17 protein-coding genes are annotated in these 24,152 nt (G+C 45.8%); 11 read left to right on the top strand and 6 right to left on the bottom strand.

All coding sequences use genetic code 11. The features are described from left to right. Positions 1–52: 52 nt before the first annotated feature. The 5 genes from ACSX1A_RS00930 to bglX all read left to right on the top strand — a co-directional run bounded on the left by ACSX1A_RS00930 (position 53) and on the right by bglX (position 10,679). A complete protein-coding gene (locus ACSX1A_RS00930) occupies positions 53–3,142 on the top strand; it encodes a SusC/RagA family TonB-linked outer membrane protein (RefSeq protein WP_439881725.1) in 3,090 nt (1,029 codons plus the stop codon). Between the two features lie 11 nt (positions 3,143–3,153). Next, positions 3,154–4,731 (top strand): RagB/SusD family nutrient uptake outer membrane protein, encoded by a 1,578-nt coding sequence (locus tag ACSX1A_RS00925; protein WP_439881724.1) that lies wholly within the window; start codon positions 3,154–3,156, stop codon positions 4,729–4,731. Positions 4,732–4,755: 24 nt separating this feature from the next. After that, on the top strand, positions 4,756–6,168 hold the full coding sequence (locus tag ACSX1A_RS00920) for a PKD domain-containing protein (RefSeq protein ID WP_439881723.1): 1,413 nt from the start codon (positions 4,756–4,758) through the stop codon (positions 6,166–6,168). A gap of 63 nt (positions 6,169–6,231) precedes the next feature. Then, the gene (locus tag ACSX1A_RS00915) at positions 6,232–8,325 is read left to right on the top strand and encodes a family 16 glycosylhydrolase (RefSeq protein WP_439881722.1); all 2,094 of its coding nucleotides are present in this window, start codon (positions 6,232–6,234) and stop codon (positions 8,323–8,325) included. A 74-nt stretch (positions 8,326–8,399) separates the two neighbouring features. Beyond that, positions 8,400–10,679, top strand: coding sequence for a beta-glucosidase BglX (gene bglX / locus ACSX1A_RS00910; RefSeq protein ID WP_439881721.1), 2,280 nt, complete (start codon positions 8,400–8,402; stop codon positions 10,677–10,679). A gap of 143 nt (positions 10,680–10,822) precedes the next feature. On the opposite strand, the gene ACSX1A_RS00905 is transcribed toward bglX, so the two are convergent. Together ACSX1A_RS00905 and ACSX1A_RS00900 are read right to left on the bottom strand one after the other, a co-directional pair. After that, positions 10,823–12,103, bottom strand: coding sequence for an erythromycin esterase family protein (locus ACSX1A_RS00905; protein WP_439881720.1), 1,281 nt, complete (start codon positions 12,101–12,103; stop codon positions 10,823–10,825). A 163-nt stretch (positions 12,104–12,266) separates the two neighbouring features. Further along, positions 12,267–12,995 (bottom strand): DUF4197 domain-containing protein, encoded by a 729-nt coding sequence (locus ACSX1A_RS00900; protein ID WP_439881719.1) that lies wholly within the window; start codon positions 12,993–12,995, stop codon positions 12,267–12,269. Between the two features lie 67 nt (positions 12,996–13,062). Between ACSX1A_RS00900 and ACSX1A_RS00895 the strand changes: the two genes are divergently transcribed. From ACSX1A_RS00895 to ACSX1A_RS00880, 4 genes are all read left to right on the top strand, one after another. After that, positions 13,063–14,322 (top strand): competence/damage-inducible protein A, encoded by a 1,260-nt coding sequence (locus ACSX1A_RS00895; RefSeq protein WP_439881718.1) that lies wholly within the window; start codon positions 13,063–13,065, stop codon positions 14,320–14,322. A 156-nt stretch (positions 14,323–14,478) separates the two neighbouring features. After that, positions 14,479–15,834: a dihydrolipoamide acetyltransferase family protein gene (locus ACSX1A_RS00890; protein ID WP_439881717.1), complete on the top strand. Its 1,356-nt coding sequence runs from the start codon at positions 14,479–14,481 to the stop codon at positions 15,832–15,834. Positions 15,835–16,003: 169 nt separating this feature from the next. Further along, positions 16,004–16,519, top strand: coding sequence for a hypothetical protein (locus tag ACSX1A_RS00885; RefSeq protein ID WP_439881716.1), 516 nt, complete (start codon positions 16,004–16,006; stop codon positions 16,517–16,519). A 50-nt stretch (positions 16,520–16,569) separates the two neighbouring features. Beyond that, positions 16,570–17,175: a hypothetical protein gene (locus ACSX1A_RS00880; RefSeq protein ID WP_439881715.1), complete on the top strand. Its 606-nt coding sequence runs from the start codon at positions 16,570–16,572 to the stop codon at positions 17,173–17,175. A gap of 272 nt (positions 17,176–17,447) precedes the next feature. Here ACSX1A_RS00880 and ACSX1A_RS00875 read toward each other — a convergent pair whose 3' ends face one another. Next, positions 17,448–20,084: a valine--tRNA ligase gene (locus tag ACSX1A_RS00875; RefSeq protein ID WP_439881714.1), complete on the bottom strand. Its 2,637-nt coding sequence runs from the start codon at positions 20,082–20,084 to the stop codon at positions 17,448–17,450. A gap of 165 nt (positions 20,085–20,249) precedes the next feature. Continuing rightward, positions 20,250–20,600, bottom strand: a complete 351-nt coding sequence (locus ACSX1A_RS00870; protein WP_439881713.1) for a 4Fe-4S binding protein — start codon at positions 20,598–20,600, stop codon at positions 20,250–20,252. A gap of 111 nt (positions 20,601–20,711) precedes the next feature. On the opposite strand from ACSX1A_RS00870, the gene ACSX1A_RS00865 reads away from it, so the two are divergent. Both ACSX1A_RS00865 and ACSX1A_RS00860 read left to right on the top strand, forming a co-directional pair. Continuing rightward, complete coding sequence (locus tag ACSX1A_RS00865) at positions 20,712–21,722, top strand: acyl-CoA reductase (protein WP_439881712.1); 1,011 nt, start codon at positions 20,712–20,714, stop codon at positions 21,720–21,722. Positions 21,723–21,804: 82 nt separating this feature from the next. After that, the gene (locus ACSX1A_RS00860) at positions 21,805–22,107 is read left to right on the top strand and encodes a hypothetical protein (RefSeq protein WP_439881711.1); all 303 of its coding nucleotides are present in this window, start codon (positions 21,805–21,807) and stop codon (positions 22,105–22,107) included. Between the two features lie 74 nt (positions 22,108–22,181). Here ACSX1A_RS00860 and ACSX1A_RS00855 read toward each other — a convergent pair whose 3' ends face one another. Next, the gene (locus ACSX1A_RS00855; protein ID WP_439881710.1) at positions 22,182–23,039 is read right to left on the bottom strand and encodes a nucleoside phosphorylase; all 858 of its coding nucleotides are present in this window, start codon (positions 23,037–23,039) and stop codon (positions 22,182–22,184) included. A gap of 111 nt (positions 23,040–23,150) precedes the next feature. Beyond that, complete coding sequence (trhO, locus tag ACSX1A_RS00850) at positions 23,151–24,119, bottom strand: oxygen-dependent tRNA uridine(34) hydroxylase TrhO (RefSeq protein ID WP_439881709.1); 969 nt, start codon at positions 24,117–24,119, stop codon at positions 23,151–23,153. Positions 24,120–24,152: the final 33 nt, after the last annotated feature.

Genomic DNA, 24,152 nt, shown 5'->3' with positions numbered 1-24,152 from the left:
AAAGAGGTAATTGAACACCAGATAACTGATCACTCACCTACAATCTTTCATTATGAGGAAAATTATACTGCTGTTGCTATTTCATATATGTGGAGTAGCTTATGCACAAACCACCGTAACAGGGCGGGTTACTACCGCCAAAGAAGGCATACCCCTACCAGGCGTAAGTGTTATAGTTAAAGGCATGTCGGTAGGAACTACTACTGATGCACAAGGGCAATATTCCTTAAAAGTACCTGAAGAGGGAAACACCCTGCGCTTCTCTTTTATAGGCTTTATAACACAGGATGCTCCTATAAATAACAGGGCAGTGATAGACATTAAACTGGCTGAAGACACAAAGAAGCTGGAGGAAGTTGTAGTAATCGGTTATGGTACACAAAAACGCAGTGAACTCACTGGCGCCATAAGTTCTGTATCACCGGAAAAGATCACAGAGACTCCGGTACTACGTGTTGAGCAGGCGTTACAAGGTCGTGTAACAGGTGTACAGGTTGCAAACGTTTCCGGTCAGCCTGGGGATGCTCCCACAGTGCGGATCAGGGGTATCGGTACATCTGGTAGTGCAGCACCACTCTATATAGTAGATGGATTCCCGGTTGGTGGCATAGACTACCTTAACCCGAATGACATTGAGTCTATGGAGGTTCTTAAAGATGCCGCTTCAGCAGCAATATATGGTGCACGTGCCGCGAATGGTGTTGTACTTATTAAAACTAAAAGTGGATCTAAGGATGGTAAAATGCACGTTTCTTACGACGGGTATGTAGGTATACAAAACCCATGGAAGAAGCTGGATCTGCTGAATGCACGCGAATATGCGATCATGATGAATGAAGGTGCCGCAAACGCAGGCGTAACTCCTTTATTCCAGGATGTGAACCAGTATACTAATGGAACAGACTGGCAGGATGCACTTTTCGGCAAGAATGAGAAGATCATGAACCACCAGATTGCCGTAAGCGGCAACAACGATAAAACAGCCTATTATACTAACTTCTCTTATTTTGACCAGAATGGTATTGTGGGTGGCGACAAGTCTAACTTTAAGCGCTATACATTGCGTTTGAACGCTGATAATGAGGTAAGCAAGTTCCTTAAAGTAGGAACGAACCTGGCATACACCAATATCAACCGCAAAGCCATTGACCCGAACCAGGAGTTTGGAGGCTTACTCAGCAACGCAATCAACCTGGATCCTATCACACCAGTTTTCGAAACTGATGCTGACAGGCTTGCCTCCTCATTATATGCTTCTCCTAACATTATAAGAGATGCCAATGGAAACGTTTATGGCATATCCCCTTATGTGGCTCAGGAAGTTGTTAATCCGCTTGCAAGATTAGCAATACTTAATGGCAACACCGAGGTAGATAAGTTGGTAGCTAATGCTTATGCTGATATTACAATAACAAACGGTTTAACTTATAGATCTACCTTTGGTATTGACCTGGCTTATGTAACGAATGATAATTTCGTACCTAGGTTTTACCTTAACTCAGCTCAGAAGAACGCTAACTCACTGGTATCCAAGGAGACGATCAAATATTACACTTGGCAAGCTGAGAATGTGTTGAATTACAACAAGACGTTTGACAGACATAACATCGGCCTGACATTGGGAACAACAGCTTTAAAGAGCGAAGCGGACAACGTTTTCGCCTCAAAGACAGGCTTAGTTACCAACAATCCAGATATGGCTTACCTAAACCTTGCTACAGATGCTAACGGTGCACAGGTTGGTGGCTACTACGGCAATAATGCACTATTATCCTTCTTTGGTCGTGCTAATTATAATTTCGACGGAAAATACCTGCTTTCAGGTATACTGCGAAGAGATGGTTCATCACGTTTCGGACGTGAAAGACAATTTGCCACGTTCCCTTCAGTTTCAGCTGGATGGGTAATCTCTGAAGAAGACTTCTTCCCTGAGCAGAACCTGTTAAACTTTGCCAAGCTTCGTGCTTCATGGGGACAGAACGGTAACGAAAACATCGGTAACTATACCTGGGCATCTGTTATTGGTGTAGGCCGTGGGTACACCTTCTTCCCAGGCGAAGAAGGCTACACTAGTGGAGCCTCACCTGTTAAAGTTGCAAACCCATACTTGGAGTGGGAGACTTCGGAACAGACAGATTTCGGTTTAGATCTATACTTCTTTAACAGCAGACTGGCGCTGGAAGCAGATTATTACATCAAAACCACAAAAGGACTTCTAGTGGATGCTCCTATCCCGGGAACTGTTGGTAACAATGCTCCAACAGTAAATGGCGGTGAAGTTAGGAATAGAGGACTTGAGCTTAGTCTGACATATTCGGGCGAATTAAATGACTTCAGCTACAGCACCTCTCTTAACGGAAGCTTCAACAAGAACGAAGTGTTGAGCATCAACAATGCTGAGGAAGTACTGATCGGATCAAGCTTTGCGACCTATGGAATTGTTTCCAGAAGTATACCTGGTCAGCCTTTCGGCTATTTCTGGGGATATAAAACTGATGGTATCTTCCAGAACCAGGAAGAAGTAGCCTCATATAAAAATTCAGAAGGTGCTTTGCTTCAGCCTAATGCCCAGCCCGGTGATATTCGCTTTAAAGACCTTAACGGAGACGGCATTATCAACGACGAAGACAGGACAAACATAGGTAACCCAACTCCTAAAGTAGTAATGGGTTATAACCTGGATCTGAAGTATAAAAACTTCGACCTCAGCGCATTCTTCAGCGGCGCATTCGGTCAGCAGATCTTTAACGGCACACGTCGCCACGATCTGATAACTTCAAACATGCAGACCAAGTTTTTGAACCGCTGGACCGGTGAGGGCACATCAGACAAATATCCTCGCTTTACCTGGAGCGACACAAACGGTAACTATACCAGAATTTCTGATATCTACGTGGAGGATGGTGATTATGTACGACTGAAAACACTACAGTTAGGATATAATTTCTCAAACGACGTTCTCTCCAAAATTCACCTGACAAAAGTACGTGTTTACGTTTCCGGCGACAACCTGTTGACCTTAACCAAATACACCGGATTTGACCCTGAAATAGGCGCCCGCTCAACACTTGACATAGGTGTGGACAGAGGCATTTACCCACAGGCCCGCATTTTCAGAGTTGGTTTAAACGCAACTTTCTAATGACATTACACATGAAGAATATACTTAAAAATAGCGCAAGAATTGCATTTGTCGCTGCCCTGGCACTTGGAACTGCCAGCTGTGATGATTTTCTGGACCTGCAGCCGAAGGATGCCAGAGTAGAATCTAACTTTTATAAAACGGAAGCTGATGCTATGGAGGCATTGGTTAGTATTTACGATGTATTGCAGTGGAACACAGTTACAGGCTTCCACCCTACTCCTATGCTAATGGATATAGCCTCTGATGATGCTTTTGCAGGAGGCTCCAGCCGTACAGATGCTCCGAATATCATAGAAGTGGATATGCACAATATCCGCACATCTAACCCGGAAAATCATGGACTCTGGAAGAAGCATTACATTGGTATTTACCGTGCGAACCTGCTTCTTGAAAAAATAGAAGGCATAGAGGCAAGCAAGGAGGTAAAAGATAGAATTATAGCTGAAGCAAAGTTCCTGCGGGCACATTTCTATCTTGATCTTGTTCGTACCTACGAAAATGTACCACTTGTACTAAACACCCTGGTTAACCCTGGGGAGTACAACCAACCGCAGGCAGAGCCTAAAGCTGTTTACAACCAAATTGCCAAGGACCTGGAAGAAGCCATTCCGAACCTTCCGGAAGGTACCCTCAGAGCAAACCAGGGCCGTGTAACGAAGTGGGCTGCTAAAGCTTTACTTGCCCGTACTTACTTGTTTTACAATGGGGTATATAAAGCAGAATTACAAGCTGGTCCAACAACTGTCGATGCGCAGCGTGCTTTAAACCACCTCAAGGATATTATCACTAACAGTGGTCACTCGTTGTTACCAAATTATGCGGATAACTTTAAGAAAAGCGGTGAGTACAGCCAGGAGTCAGTTTGGGAAATCGCTTATTCTGACCTGAACCCGTGGTACGATTGGGGATACATTCAGGGTGGTGAAGGTAACATTCAGCCACAGATGCAGGGTCCACGTGTTGTTAGCCCGGCACTGGAAAGCTATGAGCGGGGCTGGAGTTTTGCTCCTGCCACCCAATCGCTTTATGATGCTTTCGAAGCTAACGACCCCCGGCGTGATGCTACCCTGTTAATTGAAACAGAGTTTAATGGCGCACTGGACAAAGGTTATCAGCATACAGGGTATTTCAGCCAGAAATATACTACTTCCAAAGACTATGCTCCTGCCGCCGGTCAGCCAGAACTAAACTGGGGTAACAACTATCGCTCTATCCGATACAGTGATGTGCTCCTGATGGCTGCTGAACTAAGTGTAAAGACAGGAGGAGGAGATGCAAAGCAGTACCTGGATATGGTTCGTAACCGCGTTAGCTTACCTCTGGTACCTGCCACTTTAGATAATATTCTGAAAGAGCGTCGTGTGGAGCTTGCATTAGAAGGCCTGCGCTATTGGGACCTGTTGCGCCAGGGCGTGACGGTAGCAGATCAAAAAATATCTGTTACTGGTAAGCGTGGTCCACTTTATACCGGTGATCAGGTTGATTTTAACATCACGTTTAAACCTGCTACTAAAGGTTTCTTCCCTATTCCACAGAGTGAGATCGCTATCTCCAACGGACTGTTGAAGCAAAACGCAGGTTATTAATTATTCATTTAAGACATTCTTATCATGAAAAGATATCTATCATACATCGCAAGCCTCTTGCTTTTCACTCTTGCACTAAGCAGTTGCGAGGAAGAAGACGGAAGCCTTGGCCCGGCACCAGTTTCCGAACAAGTACAGTTCAGCACGCAGCCTGATGCCAATAACCCTAATATTATCCATTTTAAGGCAGATGCGCCTGGCTTTAAAGCCGTATGGGACTTAGGCAATGGCGAAACAGCTACAGGCATGGAGGTAACAGGTAAATACCCGCTAAAAGGCGACTACACCGTTACCCTGACCATGTATACCAGTGGTGGCTCTGCCGCTAACAGTAAAAAGGTTACCATCGCCAATACAAACCCGCTAATGCTTGATCGTCCGGATTATAATTTCCTGACTGGCGGAGCCAATGCGCTGGAAGGCAAAACCTGGGTGATTGACAAAGAAGGAGCCGGACACTTAGGTGTTGGCCCTGTAGCAGGAGATAACCCGGAGTGGTATAAAGCCGCTGCTAACGAGAAAGCTGGTTTGGGCTTATACGATGATGAAATGACGTTCAACCTGAACGGTTTATCATATACCTACAAGAACAACGGAGATACCTTCGTGAACGGTGCACATGCCGCTACATTAGGTGGTGACCCTGCCAATGGAGATCAAAAAGTATCTTATCAACCTAAAACCGGCCTGACCTGGTCTATTGTAGAAGAAGGGGACAAGAAGTTTTTGATGATCTCGAACGGAGGTTTCTTAGGCTACTACACGGGCGTATCGAAATACGAAATACTGGCATTAAGCGAGAATGAGCTTTATATACGTCAGCTTGACTCTAAGAACGGAGACCTTGCCTGGTATCAGCGCCTGGTGCCAAAGGGATATACAGTACCAAAACCGGTTAAGCCATACAAAGAAGCAATTGACTTAAAAGATGACTTTGATGCACCGGGTAATATCGTTTGGCAAACAGACCAACTTACGTTTAGCGATACATACGACAACCCTGCACCATTGGCGGGCAATACGTCTGCAAAAGTTGGCCAGTATATAAAGAAGGAAGGTGAGGCTTTTGCTTTTGCAAACCTCTTTTTAACACTGGATCACAAAATGGATCTGACGACTAAAAACAAAATCAAATTAAAGGTATTTATGCCTAATTATAATGATTATGTTACGCAGGCAGGTTTTGATTGGGCAAATAAGAACCTGTTAAAGCAGGTATCTGTAAAGTTGCAAAATTCAGAAGACGGACAGCCATGGGTAAGTCAGGTAGAAGTGAAACAGCAGGTAAACCAGCTTGACAAATGGGTAGAATTAACATTCGACTTCAGTAGTGCTGCTGCCCGTAAAGACCTGGACCGCATTGTGATCCAGATCGGTGGCGAGGGTAATTTCATACCTGGTATCTTCTATATTGACGATGTTCAGCTCCTCCCTTAATTAGTTTAAAAAGCAGCGGCTTATGTGCATACAGCAAGTGAGCCGCTGCTTAAATTTCTGAATATGCATATTTTATACAAAGCCATATCCGCTTTCATCCTGCTCAATTGCGCTTTGCCTGCTTTTTCGCAAAGCACAAGCTTTAACGAGTTGGTTTGGAACGATGAATTTGAGGGTGAAGGCGCTCCCAACCCTGCTTACTGGAGCTATGACCTGGGTACTGGCCAAGGTGGATGGGGAAATAACGAAGTACAGTCTTATACAAGCCAAAGCAGCAACGTGCGTCGTAGCAACGGGCTACTGGTAATAGAGGCAAACAAGATCAACGGAGCCTGGACATCAGCCCGCATAAAAACACAAGGCAAGTATAACTTCACTTATGGCCGCATTGAGTACAGGGCCAAGTTGCCGAAAGGATCGGGTACCTGGCCTGCTTTGTGGATGTTAGGTGAAAGTATAAATACAAAGGGCTGGCCTGCTTGTGGTGAAATAGATGTAATGGAGCATGTAGCACGTGACCCGGGTAAGATACACGCAACATTGCACACCCCTTCCAGCTATGGTAACACAGTAAATACCAACTCAACCCTGGTAAGCGATTACGCTGACAACTTCCATGTGTATGCCGCTGAATGGACACCAGAGGCTATAAAGTTCTTTGTAGATAACAACCTGTTTTATACCTATACCCCTGTCAATAAAGACGCTGCTACATGGCCATTTAACGATCCGCAGTTTATTATTATAAATCTGGCAATGGGTGGCGGCTTTGGCAGCGACCCAAGGTATGAGACAAATGGACAGAAAAATGGAATAGATCCTGCGCTTACCACAGCCCGGTTTGAAGTAGATTATGTGCGCGTATACCAAGGCTTCAAAGAATTTAAATTAAGTGGCCCAACAACGGTTACACCTGACGCTCAAAACCTCATCTTCAAGGCCAGCCAGGTGACAGGTGCTACTTATACCTGGGAGGTTCCTGAGGGTGCAACTGTTACCAGTGGTGCTGGCAGTTCTGAAATAAAAGTTAAATGGGGACAAAAGGAAGGAGCAGTCCGGGTACATATGGAACTGAATGGCCAGGTGTACCAACAGACGCTTAACGTTAATGTGACCCAAACACCCGAGGGTGAAGTCTTTCTGATAGAAGACTTTAGCTCTGGATCAACGGCAAAACTCTCAAGCAGTGGAGGAAACTTTGTGTTAAACGAAGCCAACGGTGCCCTTAAAGTTGATTACCAGATTACTAACCCAAATGCACTACCACAGATAGTATACACTTTAACAGAGCCGCTCAATATGAGCGGCTATCCTGTTTTTGCTGCAACCATCAAGACAAAGAATGAAAGTGGCACTGTTATTTTAAGATTTGATTTAAAGGATGCCGCCGGAAATACAACAGGAACCAGTAAAGTATTTACCCTTACTCCTCTCATCGATGATGGCGAGTTTTATACATACTTTTTCGACTACAGTACACTTTTTGGAACAGGCTCAGGACAAATTGACGGAACCAAGGTAAAGCAGATCCGGCTACTGGTTGATTATGGCATCTTTGGCTCACCAGGCTCAGACTCATTTTGGATTGATCAATTCTTTGTGCTTAAACGATTACCCACAACTCCTAACCGCCCCTCACACCTCAGCCTCACAAAAACTACTACCACAGTAAAACTTAACTGGCAGGACAATGCTGCCAATGAAACCAACTTTAAGATCTACCGCGCCCGCTCCCAGAACGGGCCTTTTGAAGAATTAATGACTGTGTCAGCCAACACCCGCGAATACACAGATCCGGTTTCGCCGGAAGGTGGCTATGTGTATAAAGTACAAGCAGTAAACGGCGACGGGACTTCAGGATTCTCTAACCTTGTTGCAAGCTCCGACAATTTACTAAGTATAAAAGGCAAGCTTTCCGACGACCTGGTCACCATTTACCCTAACCCATGTTCAGGAGAATTTCAGGTTCAGCTAAAACCAGGTATAAAAGTGAATGAAACCTATTTGTTCGATGCTTTAGGCAAAGAAACAGGTGCTATTTTCTCACAAAAAGTACCCGATGCCATAGAAGTGAGAACAGCTGCCACACCCGGCTTATACTTCTGCCACCTGTACACTCCGAGTGGCATTATCATTAAAAAAGTTTTGATTAACTGATATAAAATTGTACCGCTACCTTATAACCTTGGCCACAATTTGGTTATAGGGCGCTTAAACTATACCTAAAGATCATGAAAAAGACCTTTATACCACTCCTGCTCCTGGCAGTGCTCGGAACAACGATGCTTTTTTCCTCCTTTAAGCGAGGTGAAAAAAAAGATTCCATAGACCAACGCGTAGAAAAACTACTGGCAAAAATGACGCTGGAGGAAAAAGTTGGTCAGTTAAATTTTGTGGTTGGAGACCTGTTTAACACAGGGCCTACAGTACGAACGTCTGAGTCTGATATTTTTAACGAAGCCATTCGCAAAGGAGAAATAACCGGCATCTTTAACATACATGGTGCTGCATATACAGGTAAACTGCAAAAAATTGCAGTTGAAAAATCACGGTTAGGTATTCCATTATTAATAGGCGCTGATGTTATACACGGCTTCAAAACGGTATTCCCTATACCTCTGGGCGAAACTGCAAGCTGGGACTTGGCAGCCATAGAAAGAAGCGCCAGCATTGCAGCCAAAGAGTCTGCAGCCTCCGGTATAAGTTTAACTTTTGCACCTATGGCCGATGTTGCCCGTGATGCCCGTTGGGGCCGAACAGCGGAAGGCGCAGGCGAAGACCCTTACCTGGTGTCTTTAGTAACAGCTGCCCGCGTTAAAGGCTTCCAGGGCAAAGATTTGTCTGACCCGCTGACCATTGCAGCCTGCGTAAAGCATTTTGTGGCTTACGGAGCGGCTGAGGCTGGCCGCGACTACAACACCGTGGATATCTCTGAGTACGAGCTACGCAACACATACCTGCCCCCTTTCAAAGCTGCACTCGATGCAGGCTCAGCTACGCTGATGAGTTCGTTTAATGAATTGAATGGCATACCTGCCACAGCTAACAATAAAGTAATGCGCCAGATACTACGCGATGAGTGGGGCTTTAAAGGCGTTGTTATTTCTGATTGGCAGAACATCCTGGAGATGACCGCACATGGCTACGCAAAAGACAGCGCACATGCCGGTGAACTTGCTATTAAAGCAGGTACAGATATGGACATGATGGCAGAAATTTACCTGAAGGAACTTCCAAAACTTGTAAAATCCGGTAAAGTTGATCAGAAGTACCTGGATGACGCAGTACGCAGGGTGCTTTGGTTAAAGTTTAAACTGGGTCTGTTCGACAATCCATACTTATACAGCAATCCTAAGACTGAGAAGAAACAGGTCCGGTCCAAGGAAAATCTGCAGGCAGCCTTTGAAATGGCCCAGCGATCTATCGTACTCCTGAAAAATGAGAACAACCTACTCCCCCTCCAGGCTTCAACAGCTAAGAAAATTGCCGTGATAGGTCCTTTGGCAGATAACAAAGAAGACATGAATGGCACCTGGTCTTTCTTCGGGGAAGCACAGCACCCTGTTACTTTTCTGGAGGGTATAAAGAAATATGCAAAAGGCGCTGAAGTTAGTTACGCACAAGGTTGCGAGCTCTACAGCGACTCTAAAGCGAAATTTGATGAGGCAGTTGCCACAGCTAAAAAAGCTGACGTAGTAATTATGGCTATCGGCGAAAGTGCTGTGATGAACGGTGAGGGTGCCTCAAGAGCAAACATAACACTGCCAGGTAACCAGCTTGAACTGGTAAAAGCCATTCACGCAACCGGAAAGCCGATCATTGCATTGGTAAGTAGTGGTCGTGCATTAGAACTTACCTGGCTGGACGAAAATATTCCGGCTATCCTGGCAACCTGGTCTTTAGGCTCCGAAGCAGGAAATGCAGCAGCAAGTGTGCTGTTTGGCGAATATGTGCCATCTGGTAAGCTTCCGGTTTCTTTCCCGAGAGCAGTTGGTCAGCTTCCTTTATACTACAACCACAAACAAACAGGCCGGGCTTATGAAGGAGATCATTCTGAACCGGGCTCTGAGCGTGTTTATAAATCCAGGTACAGGGATGTACCCAATACAGCACTTTACCCTTTTGGTTATGGCTTAAGCTACACTACGTTTAAGTATGATAATCTGAAAATCAGCAATGACAAACTTGCTGCCGGCGAGCAGTTGCAGGTAAGTATTGATGTAACAAATACTGGTAATTATGCTGCTGAGGAAGTAGTACAACTTTATACCCGCGATTTGGTGGGAAGCATTACAAGACCAGTAAAAGAGTTAAAGAAATTTCAGAAACTGGCCTTTAACCCAGGTGAAAAAAAGACAGTAACCTTTACGTTGGCCCCAGCCGATCTGGCTTTCTGGGGTGCCGACCTGACTTATGGTTGGGAGCCAGGAGACTTTAAAGTATTTGTGGGCCCTAACTCACGCGATGTGCAGGAGGCTTCCTTTACTTTACTGAAATCCGACTCTTTATAAAAGTACTTTATGTTTGAAGTGAGTGAGATCTGATTCAGCAATGGTCAGACAGTAAAAATGCGCATCCTCTTTGAGTGTGCGCATTTTTACTGTCTGACCATTGTTACTAAAAAATGCCCGTGTTTGCCTTCAGCACAAACCTGTTAGTAGTTCCAGGGGTATAACTCCGGTTCTTTTCCACCTCGGATTTTCATGTGCAGCGGGTGCACCGCTTCAGTCTCATCAAAGTAGATAAAAGCATCATAGCGCTCCGGAATAACAGTAGGAACGTAGTTGCCATACATTTCATACTTCGGATCGTATACCACACCAATAGCCCGGTGCCCTATCTGCTTTTTCAGTTCTGGCACCTCTTTCAGGTCTTTTGAGAAGATAATCTTATCATCAGAGTTCATCTCATGCAGCATGCTTTCCCAGCTGCCATGCACAGCCGGCGGCACATCCATTTTCTGCATAGGTGCCCCCCAGGCCTTTCCAGCTATCACGCTGCCCTGATAAGTACCAAAACCAACCAGCATTACCTGCTCACGGCCATACTTCTCCCGGCCCAACTGCCCGATGTTAAACATCCCGTCCCTTGCCATATCTGTATAGCTGGCATCTCCGATGTGGGTATTATGTTCCCAAACTATTCCTTTCGCTTCTGGCCCGTGTAACTCCATCAACCTGTCCAGGGTTTCCATCATGTGGCTGTCGCGTACGTTCCAGGAGCTACCCCCGCCCCGCACCATTGCCCGGTAATATTTCTCCGCATTAACGGCCACTAAAGCGTTCTGCCTCGTGTTAAAGTCATGCTCCGGATCATCGGTAAAGGTACGGTGCTGCTGTATCCGCTGCAGCATTTCCACCACTTCGTTCTCACAATCGGTAGGCACAAAAGCAGTAGCCTGCGCATAAGTCTGGGGGTCACGGTTAAACGGCTCAAAACAATTGATCGCTATTTTTGCCGCCTCTATTGCCTGGCCGTCGTTGTTCTCTAAAAATTTAACGATCTGTTCCAACGACTCCCAAAGGCTATACACATCCAGGCCATAGAACCCGGCTTTTGCATCAATATTCTGTAAATGATTGTAATCACGCATCCATTCTATGAGAGCAGCTACCTCCCAGTTAGCCCACATCCAGGTTGGCCAGCGTCTGAATACCTGTAACACATCGGCAATTTTACTTCCGGAGTTCTGGTATCCTTTAATAAACCGGTTCACAGCATAGCATTCCGGCCAGTCACCTTCTACGGCTATAAATTTAAACCCCTTTTCCTGTATCAGACGCCTGGAGATAGCCGTTCGCCAGGTATAATATTCTGATGTTCCGTGCGAGGCCTCGCCCAACATCACTACACGTGCATCCCCAATCTCTTCGATCAGCACATCCAGGTCTTTCTCTTTTGTGATCGGGCTATACTTAAAAGGTTTGTTTTCCATAGCAGTGTCAGTTACAGTAGTGCATACCCCACACATTAATCCTGGGGAATTGTACGATTTGGTGTATTGTACTTTTATTCAAGCCTTTATGTTCCACAAAAAAAAGCACCCGCCTTACTACATAAGTAAAGCGGGTGCCACAATAAGTAGAGAGGCTTTTAGTCTAAGACTGGTTTTCTTTCGTGAACACACGTCGCAGCAGTTCCGTTGTACGGGCAAACGGATTTTCACGAATGTTTGCTTCTTCCTGTGCAACTAAAGTAAAAAGCCCTTCGATGGCCTTTTGCGTTGCATAGTCATCCAGGTCAGGGTTTACTTTCTGCGTAAGCGGAATTTTATTGTATTGGTTTACGATATCAGCATAATATTTTGTGGCATTCGTCTTTTCCAACGATTTTACCATAACTGGATTAAAAGCATTGTAGAGTTGCTGTGATGTAGTGCGCTTCAGATACTGCGTGGCAGCATCTTTATCTCCCCTTAGTATAGCCCATGCATCTGCAATGGTCATTTGCTTGATGGCACTCACAAAAATCGGCACGGCACTTTTAGCCGCATCTTCGGCACCACGGTTCAGGGTAAGCACAAATTTATCAACCTCGTTTCCCAGTCCCACCTGACGAAGCGTATTTTCCACACGCTTCACATCCTCCGGGAACGGGATCCGGATCAGAGAGTTTTTATAAAATCCATCTGTCTGCGAGGCTTGGGAGGAACCGTTTTTAATCCCAACTTCCAGCGCCTGTTTCAGGCCCATAGCAACTTCGTCGCGGGTTACAGGAGTACCAGTACCGGCCAGCACACCATCCACAGTACGCTGAATATCGGTTGCCGTGCAGGCAGAAGCTCCGAGAGCTACAGCTATAAAAGAAGTGTAAAGTAGTTTTTTCATATCGTTAAGAACATCTTTAACTTGAATCAGTTTAAATGACCTACGCATAAATCAGACCAAAATATATATGAAAGCTGTTATTGCTGAAATAATCACCATTGGAGATGAAATTCTTTATGGCCAGATCGTTGATACGAACTCTGCCTGGATGGGTACGGAACTGACACGGATCGGCATTCGGGTTAACCAGATCACCTCTATTTCTGACAGCGCAGAGCACATTATCAAAGCACTGGATGATGCCAGTACCAGGGCAGACATTATATTAATGACAGGTGGACTTGGGCCTACGAAAGATGACCTTACCAAAACCGTATTAACCGGCTACTTTCATACTACCCTAAAGCTTCATGAGCCCTCTCTGGCCGATGTAACAGAGATATTTAAAGCCCGCGGCCGTAAGGTAACCGAACTGAACCGCCAGCAGGCATTTTTACCTGAAGCCTGTACGCCTGTACGAAATGTACTCGGCACTGCACCGGGTATGTGGTTTGAGAAGGATGAAAAGGTATATGTCTCTATGCCCGGTGTGCCCTTTGAAATGAAGCGTATGATGACTGACATTGTACTTCCTCAGCTGAAAGCTCATTTTAAAACACCGCATATCATTCATAAAGTTGTACAGACAGTAGGCATACCGGAATCTATACTGGCCGATAAACTGGAAAATTGGGAAACAAACCTGCCTGCGCACATCAAACTGGCCTACCTGCCGCACCTGGGCGGGGTACGCCTCCGTCTGACCGGGCAGAGCGACGACGCAGCTCTGCTGGAGCAGCAGTTACAGGCAGAGGTCGAAAAGCTGCTACCTATCATTCCGAAGTATATTTTCGCTTTGGGAGATATTAAATTAGAAGAGGCGATCGGACAGCTGCTTAAAGAGCGCGGCCTGACAATTGCTACTGCCGAAAGCTGCACTGGAGGCTACCTAGCCCATAAAATCACAAGTATAAGCGGGAGTTCTGCTTATTACCAGGGCAGCATAATTGCCTACCACAACGAGGTAAAGATCCGGGAGCTTGATGTAAAACCTGAAACCCTGCAGCAGCATGGAGCCGTAAGTGAGGCAACTGTTCGAGAGATGGCCGAGAATGTGCGTCAGAAATTCAGGACCGATATAGGCGTAGCCACAAGTGGCATTGCCGGTCCGGATGGCGGCACGCCCGATAAACCAGTCGGCACTATCTGGATCGCGTATGCTGACAAAGACAAAACCGAAGCCAAGCTACTCAACTTTAACAAAGACAGGCTCCTGAACATTGAGTATACTGCGATGGCTGTGCTGAACCTGGTGCGCCAAAGTTTAATCTCAACTCTTGAGGAATAGGCTAAATTGCTTAACTTTGTTTGCAAATTGGGTACACAAGCAGCAAGACACAAGGTGCAGGAGATTGTTTTCCTTCCTTAAACCTTGCGTTTTCAGGCTCTCTTGTGACTTATGTCTAACATCATTCGTCTTGAAAAAAACGATCAACTAAAAAATATGGCACTTGTAGAAATGGTTATGCCCAAAATGGGTGAGAGTATCATGGAAGGTACCGTTCTGAAATGGCTTAAGAGCGTGGGTGACACCATTGAGCAGGATGAGTCGGTACTGGAAGTTGCTACAGATAAAGTGGACACGGAAGTACCTGCTATCCAAGGCGGTGTGCTAAAGGAGATCCTGGTAAACGAAGGTGATGTGGTAGCTGTTGGAGCTCCTATTGCCATTATCTCCACAAACGGAGAAGACACCGGATCAGCTGCTCCTGCTGCTACTGAAACTCCTGCCGCTGCCGTTCCGCAGGCTGCCCCGCAGCAAACGGTTGCTGCATCCGCTACAAGTGAATCATCTGTTTCTAAATTAGATCAGCCAGCTTCCGGCCGCTTCTACTCTCCGTTGGTACTTAATATTGCCCGCGAAGAAGGAATTTCGATGCAGGAACTGGAATATGTGCCTGGCACTGGCAGTGAAGGTCGTGTGTCTAAGAAAGACATTATGGCATACCTACAGAGTCGTGGTAATGCGCCGCAGCAAGCTGCCGCCGCTCCACAGACTGCTGCACAACCGCAGGCTCAGCCACAGGTACAGGCTCCGGCCGCACAACCAGCAGCTGCGCCTCAGGTAAAACCTGCTGCCTCTTATGGTGGCAACGTAGAACTGATCGAGATGGACCGTATGCGCAAAATGATCGCTGACCGCATGGTGGACAGCAAGCGCATTTCTCCGCACGTTACCTCTTTTGTAGAAGCAGACGTTACCAACCTTGTTAACTGGAGAAATAAGTGGAAGAATGAGTATAAGAAGCGCGAAGGTGAGAACCTGACCTTTACTCCTATCTTCATCGATGCCATTGCTAAGGCGATCAAAGATTACCCTATGATCAACGTGTCGGTAGACGGGGGTACAATCATTCGTCACAAAGACATCAACATAGGCATGGCAGTAGCCCTGCCAAGCGGCAACCTCATCGTTCCAAATATCAAGAATGCGGACCAGCTAAACCTGAATGGCCTTACCAAGAAAGTAAATGACCTGGCAAACCGCGGACGTAATAATAAACTTACGCCAGACGATCTTGCCGGTGGCACTTACACTGTTTCTAACGTAGGTTCTTTCGGAAACGTAATGGGTACGCCAATCATCATGCAGCCGCAGGTGGCTATCATGGCCGTTGGTGCTATCAAGAAAAAGCCTGCTGTGATCGAGACACCGGAAGGCGACCTGATCGGTATTCGTCACTTCATGTACCTGTCGCACTCTTACGACCACCGCGTTGTAGATGGCTCACTGGGTGGCATGTTTGTACGACGTGTGGCTGATTACCTGGAGAACTTTGATGTTAACCAGACGATCTAATAAATAATCTTCAGATTTAGAATAAGAGCCTGTTACAGCAATTGTAGCAGGCTCTCTTTTTATGATTGCTTTCCTTGTCATGCGTAGCTTTACACATATCTTTTTTTTAATATTAGAAGTATAAACCAGTGTTGCTCCAATAAGAGCAGCTACCACTAACCTAAATTCTATGAAAAGTCTTTTACCCTGGATATTTGTCGCTATCCTTTTATTTTTGGCGCTATATTTTTACTGGCAAAAAAATGAGGCCGAAAGCAGGCTTCAGATTGCAGATAATGCAGTAGCAGAAATAGACAGAGAGCTTGATGAGGAAAAAGCGGAGACAGACACTGCAGAAAACTTTTTACTCCCGGCCGATACCATGACCATGACACCTCCGGGTGGAGCTGCATTTGTGGATGAGTTAGGCTCGCTGAGCGAAAGCGACATAAAACGACTTCAGAGAAAAGGGTTGAAGAACCCGGAGTCGGACCTGATGAATGACCTGAACCGCAAGCAAAGCAAGCTTATTCCTACAGAAGGCGTTTTGGGCGGTACCATGGCCATCCGTGACAGCCGTATACTGAATGACCGCTATGCGCTGGCATATTATGAAGATGGCCATAATGGTGGTTATATGCTTCTGAAGTATGAGGTTAACAACGGCAACATCAAATGGACCGTAATTGACAATTCTACGCTTTAATTTCTAGCACAACATTTGAGAAGGAGAAGTATAAAGTATAAAACAGTAACATGATGGTACTAAACACCCTACTTCCCCTTCTGCTTTCATTTTTACTTGCCGGGTCAGGAGAATTGATGCTGCAGCAGGACATTCAGAAAGATGCTGCCAGGCTACAACAGAAGAACAGCTATTTTATCAGCGATAATACTTCCGAAACCGCATCTTTGCAAAGTATAGTAAATGACCTGCAGTTATTTAACCTGGTTGCCGGCATGGATCTTAGCAATACAGCTTATAGTGAGCAGCAGTACGGGCCACACCAGATCCAGAGGTGGGCGTTTGACAAGGGTGAGATCAGTAGCATTACCCAGATAGAGAGCATAATTCACCTGGATACTGTTATTACGCAGCGGTACCTCGAAAACAGGCCTCCCTCCCAGCACCGCATTACAAACGACTTCACTTTCCGGTCGTATCAGGTAGCCACCACTGCCGATCCTGCCAAGTTATTTTACTTAACAGAAACAGACCAGGGGTTATTAGCTTATAAACTCGGAGACAAGCAGGTACAGGTAAGCTATACTTCCGGGAAAAGAGGGTTAAATGACCTGCTACCAAAGTATAAAGAGGAGGTTCGGAAACTCCTGGCAGATCACAGTAGCTCCTCCAACTAATTTATTCCTTGGGCCAGTGTCTACGCTTATGCTGCTCATGCTGCAAGTTTAGCGTCAGCGTAACTTGTAGCTTTTTATGAAGCCAGTTTGTAACTGGCACCAAACAGTTGACTATACTTCCGCCAGTTACAAACTGGCATGATGTAAAACCACCAGTTACCGCTGCGCTCAAACTGGCGGTATGATTGAAATCAGCTGTTTCTCGCTTAATAAAACAAAAAGCCACTCCCATTATGGAAGTGGCTTTTCTGAATGTATAAATTTCAGTAAGCTTACAAAGAAGCCAGGCTTTGCTGTATCGCGTTGATCTTGGCTTCGGCATCAGCTTTTTTCTTGCGTTCGTTGGCAATCACTGCCTCTGGGGCACCACTTACGAAACGCTCATTGCTAAGCTTTTTATCTACTGCCACCAGGAAGCCCTTCGTATACTCCAGTTCCTTCTGCAAACGCTCACGCTCTGCTTCAACGTCAATGTTGCCTTCCATCGGTATGAAAAACTCATCTCCGGATACGATGAAGCTTATTGCGCCTTCCACATTTTCTTTAACAAACTTCACCTCATTCAGGTTAGCGAGCTTTCGCATAACACCGATATACGGATCATAATGATCGTGGCTCAGTTCTTTGATGAACAGGTCAAGCTGTTTGGAGCTGGCAATATTTTTAGAGTTGCGAATGTTACGGATAGAACCAACCACGTTCAGCACACTCTCCATCTGCTCGATCAGCTTCTTATCAAATTTATCTCTCTTAGGCCACTCTGACACGATCAGGTACTCCTTCGCTTTGCGCTCTTTTAGTTCATGCCAGATCTCCTCAGTAATGAACGGCATAAATGGATGCAGCACCTTCAGCACCTTTTCCAGGAAGCCAACAGTCGTGTCAATTGTCTGCTTATCAATTGGCTGCTGGTAGGCCGGCTTGATCATCTCGAGGTAATTCGAGCAGAAATCATCCCACACCAGCTTATACACAGTAAGTAAGGCATCCGAGATACGGAATTTGCTGAAGTGATCTTCAATCTGTACAAATGCCTCGTTAAAGCGTGAATCAAACCATTTTGTAGCAGTTTCATTCGGGAATGGCAGACTTTCATCTACTTCCCATCCTTTAATCAACCTGAATGCATTCCAGATCTTGTTGCTGAAGTTACGCCCCTGCTCCACCAATTTCTCATCAAACAACAGGTCGTTACCGGCAGGTGAACTAAACAACATACCTGCACGCACGCCATCGGCACCATACTGTTCGATCAGGTCCAGCGGATCAGGTGAGTTACCCAGTGATTTAGACATTTTACGCCCTTGCGCATCACGCACGATACCTGTCAGGTACACGTTCTTGAAAGGCATCTCGTTACGGAATTCGTAACCGGCCATGATCATACGTGCTACCCAGAAGAAAAGGATCTCAGGTGCTGTTACCAGGTCGTTGGTTGGGTAGTAGTATAAAATATCCTTGTTATCAGGGTCCTTAAAGCCATCAAAAACGGAGATAGGCCATAGCCATGAGGAGAACCAGGTATCCAGCACGTCTTCATCCTGGCGCAGGTCAGACAGTTGCAGATTCTCGTTGCCATTTTGCTTATGCGCTAAGTCCAGGGCTTCTTCAGCAGACGAAGCGACCACAAATGTGCCATCTGGCAGGTAATAAGCAGGAATACGCTGCCCCCACCATAACTGGCGTGAAATGCACCAGTCGCGGATGTTCTCCATCCAGGAGCGGTACATGTTCTTGAATTTTGGTGGATGCAGGCGAATGTCATCGTTCATCACTGCTTCCAGCGCAGGCTGCGCCAGGTCATCCATCTTGCAGAACCACTGCATAGACAAACGCGGCTCAATTACAGCCCCGGTACGTTCCGAAGTCTGCAGTACGCTGGCATATTCTTCGATCTTCACCAGTAAGCCAGCCTCCTGAAGGTCTTTTACAATATTTCGGCGCGCCGCAAAACGATCCTGCCCTACATAAAGCTGGGCCTGCTCGTTAAGGGTACCATCGTTGTTCAGGATATCGATTGTAGGCAGCTTGTGCTTCTGCCCCAGTTCATAGTCATTCAGGTCGTGGGCTGGTGTTACTTTTAGGGCACCTGTACCGAAATCGATGGTAACATACTCATCCAGAATTACCGGTATTTCCTTCCCAAGCAGCGGAATACGAACTGACTTGCCATGCAGGTGCGTGTAACGCTCATCGTTCGGGTTAACTGCCACGGCAACGTCGGCCATGATCGTTTCAGGGCGGGAAGTAGCTACAGTAATAAAGGTTGGCTCCGTTGTGGCGCTGTCTGATACTACTTCATACTGCAGGTAGTACATTTTAGCCATGGTGTCTTTCGGAAGCACCTCTTCATCTGAAAGGGCAGTTCCGCCTTGAGGGTCCCAGTTTACCATGCGTACACCACGGTAAATACGGCCTTTGCGGTAAAGGTCTACAAACACATCAACAACGGCTGCAGACAGATCTTCTTCCATCGTAAAACGGGTACGCTCCCAGTCGCAGGATGCACCCAGCTTTTTCAGCTGCTCCAGGATGATCCCGCCATACTTCTCTTTCCATTCCCAGGCGTAGGTTAAGAATTCATCCCGTGTCAGGTCCTTTTTATTGATGCCACGCTCCTTTAGCAAAGCCACAACTTTTGCCTCAGTAGCAATGGAGGCGTGGTCAGTGCCGGGCACCCAGCATGCCTCTTTGCCCTGCATACGTGCACGGCGGATCAGTACATCCTGAATGGTATTGTTAAGCATGTGCCCCATGTGCAGTACGCCCGTTACGTTAGGCGGCGGGATCACGATAGTATATGGCTCTTTATTTGGGTTGGGCTCAGAGTGGAAGAATCCGTGCTGCATCCAGCTATCGTACCACTTTTTCTCTACGTCCCTGGGATTATATTTCGTTGCAATCGACATCTTATACTGTTATTTTCGGCGTAATGTGCTAAAAAGTAAAATTAGGGAATTTTCTAAAATAAATAGGCCTAGATTATTTCCTAAACCGGACAGCCTCTTAATAAAGGGTAATAAAAACAAAAGCCTGCCGGAGAGGCAGGCTTTAAGGCTTTAGGTAAAATGAATTTAGCTGGCCTGATGCAGCCAGTCTTTCTTAGCCAATAACTCTTCCTCTGTCTCGCGGTAGTCGGGGTCGTCTACGCAGCAGTCCACAGGGCAAACGGCAGCACACTGCGGCTCTTCATGGAAGCCCATGCACTCCGTACACTTATCTGAAACGATATAGTAAAACTCATCTGAAATAGGTGTTTGCGCAGCATCACCCGGGATGATCTCTCCGCCATCAATCTCTACCTCCTTCAGATCGGTACCACCCCCCCAGGTCCATTCCATACCGCCTTCATAAATAGCAGTATTAGGGCATTCTGGTTCGCAGGCTCCGCAGTTTATACACTCATCGGTTATCATTATCGCCATAGTCGTATCTCCTGTATATTTTTTATACTTTTGTATTCTACTTTGTTTAACAAACAAAATTAGGAACAATAAGTATCCTTATCAAATAATTTTTACCTTACGCACATCGCCATGACCTTAGAGAACAGGATAGAAGCCTTTATTGAGCTAGGAAAACAGATTCAAAGCCTTACTCCGGAAGACCATGCAACATGGGCCCGTTTGGCAGCTTCGCGCAATCCGTGGTTCACTGAGGAGAACGTTACGTGCGCCATAAATGGTATTGGCACCATGTTACAGGAGCAATACCTGCGTGAATGGCTTTACCCTTACCACCTCAAAGAGGTTACACCAAAAAAAGTTGGAGTGGTCATGGCGGGCAACATTCCGATGGTTGGTTTCCACGATTTTCTTGCTGTGCTGATAAGCGGGCATTACCTGTTGGCTAAGCTTAGTTCGGATGATGAGGTACTGATGAAGAAGCTTGCTGACATGCTGATTGCTATCGAGCCCGCTTTTGCTACCAGCATTGAGTTTGTGCCAATGTTAAAAGATGCTGATGCTATAATTGCCACTGGTTCAGATAACACGGCGCGCTATTTTGAATACTACTTTGCCAAGCGTCCGCATATTATCCGTAAGAACAGGAGCAGCATTGGTATATTAACAGGCCATGAAGAGCAGGATGATCTGCAGGATCTAGGAGAAGATATTTTTAGGTATTTCGGACTGGGCTGCCGCAACGTTTCAAAAGTTTTTGTGCCTGCAGGCTATAAATTTGATAAATTTTTTGAAGCCAATGCCGCCAGAGAGCATGTTCTGGATCACCATAAGTATCGGAACAACTACGATTACAACAAGTCAATACTTCTGGTAAACCGCGTACCTCACTTCGACAATGGCTTTTTACTGGTACAGGAAAGCAGCAACCTTGTATCACCTATTTCGGTGCTTTTCTACGAAACCTTTACATCGCTGGCAGACCTGCGCTCCAAGCTGGAGAACGTAAAAGATAAGACGCAGTGCATCGTGTCAGCACATGGTTGGCTGGAGGGCAGTATCCCGTTTGGAGAGGCACAGCGCCCAATGCTTTGGGACTATGCTGATGGCGTAGACACACTGGAATTCATGCAGAAACTTTAGCTAAAAATATATCTTGTTTGATATTAGCTTTCGTATAGTAAATAACTACATTAGGCAGTTATTTACTTATATAAATGCTGTTATGAACACGCCAGTTAACCAAGCTGCTCCCCTCGTAGAAAAAGAGGAGATCCCATCTTTTCATTTTGGGAAAGATGATGTTTTAAAAGATCCAGAGGCAAGAAAAAAGCGGATGTGGGATCTGAACAGGGCCTCCATGTTAGGGAACGCATATCGTGGAAAAGTAGAGATCACGTTCAAGACACTGGAAGGGCTTCTGAAACGAGTAGACACTACTGTGTGGGCGGTGGATGATATGTACATGACCCTGAAAGCAGGCTGTGCCATACCTATCGCCTCGATTATTGGAATAGAATTTTTTTAAATTTAAACCACATGAAACACAAAAGGCAGCCATACAGTGGCTGCCTTTTGTGTTTCATGTGGGTCTCTTCTGAATTAGATACGGTCCAGAACTTTTATGATCAGGTTATCGATAACTTCTTCTGCGTTGTCGGCAAATTTCTGTGTGATGCGGTTAGCGACAATTGCATTCAGCGATAATACCTCATGCCCAAGCAAACGCCCCATACTGTAGTAACCCGCTGTCTCCATTTCAAAATTTGTAAGCAGGAATTCATTGTGCCTGAATGTGTTGTACTTGTCCAGCAACTGTTTGTTCTTTAAACCAGCGCGTAGCACACGTCCTTGTGGAGCGTAGAACCCGGGACAAGTAAGCGTATTGCCAGGTAGCATATCGAAAGCAATTTTCTGAAACAGCTCCTCCGACGCACTTACGCAGTATGGCCTGAAGCTGATGCCCAATTCTTTCTGCAACGCCGATCCGATGCTTTGTTCTTCCTCGTTCTGTTCCAGCGGGTAAAACTCCATCAGGGTATCCAGGCCAACGGCACTACGAGACGCCAAATGGCTACCCAATGGCACATCTTCCTGAAGGGACCCGGAGGTACCAACGCGTACGATCTTAAGTTTTATCTTCTCTTCGTTGGGTTCCCTGCTTACGAAGTCAATATTTACCAGTGCATCCAGCTCATTCATCAGGATATCGATATTATCGGTACCCATGCCTGTAGAGATAACTGTCAGTCGTTTGCCTTTATAATACCCGGTATGGGTCACAAACTCTCGCTTTGCTATTTCTACCTCTATATTGTCGAAGTGCCTGCTAACCTTAGCTACGCGGTCCGGATCCCCGACAGTAATGATAGTGTCAGATATGTGCTCTGGTAGCAGGTTTAAATGGTAGATAGTACCATTTTCGTTAATTATGAGTTCTGATTCTGGAATTGCAGCCATTTTATTTGTGTTTCTTTTTGTAAGTGGCCTCAGGAGAGGGACCTGTAAAGATATAAAAAACGAAAAGCGTGACCACTTGTGGTCACGCTTTTCTTGAGCTTTAGAGAATACTTATATATGTACGTCAGTTTTCTTCTTTCGGTTGAATCCTTTTAAAGGATTATAGCCATTCATTTCTTTCTGGTAATAGCCTGTTCCATCGTATGCACGTTTTTCAGGATGCTCCTTACACGCATCCGAGCAGGCTCCTTCCATTTCCCATCCGCACTTTTCGCAGATCGGCACATGCAGGTTGCAAACCGGGTTCGCGCAGTTTACCATGCGGTCATCTTTCGTGCCGCACACATAGCATTCTGAAACTACTGTTGGGTTCACTTTATTAACATCCACAGCCACACGGTTGTCGAAAACGTAGCACTTCCCTTCAAAGTCTTCGCCTCCGGCTTCCATTCCATACTTGATGATACCGCCATGGAGCTGGTAAACATTCTCAAAGCCCTGATCAAGCAAAAAAGCACTTGCTTTCTCGCACTTGATACCGCCTGTGCAGTAGGTCAGTACTTTCTTGTCTTTATACTTCTCTTTCAGTTCGTTCACCTTATCCGGGAACTCACGGAAATTTTCAATATCAAGTGTTACCGCATTCTTGAATCGCCCAACGCTGTGTTCGTAGTCTGAGCGAACATCCAGCACCACAACATCTTCCTGGTCTTTGAGGGCTTTAAATTCCTGCGGTGTAAGGTGCACGCCTGTACGTTTGTTTGGGTCAATGTGCCTTAAGCCAGAGTGCACAATTTCTGACTTATAGCGCACATGCAACTTTGTAAAGGCGTGTTCATCCGATTCATCAATTTTGAAATCGGTTTTAGCGAAACGCGGATCAGCCTTAAGGGCGGCCATATACTTTTCGCAATCTTCTTTTAAACCGGAAACAGTACCGTTCAGTCCTTCATCTGACACAATAATACGGCCCAGCAGGTTTAAATTCAGGCACAGGAGGTGATGCTCATCACGATACTCCTCCGCATTGTCTATCTGCGCGTAGCAGTAGTAAAGTAAAATGCTATAGGGTTTGTTCATAACTGCTAAGTTTCAGCTTAGTGTTTTTAAAAA

The sequence above is a fragment of the Pontibacter sp. MBLB2868 genome (assembly GCF_051904785.1).
Lineage (GTDB): Bacteria > Bacteroidota > Bacteroidia > Cytophagales > Hymenobacteraceae > Pontibacter.
Note: the sequence above shows the minus strand (reverse complement) of the source record. Positions and strands in the feature narration are given on the sequence as shown.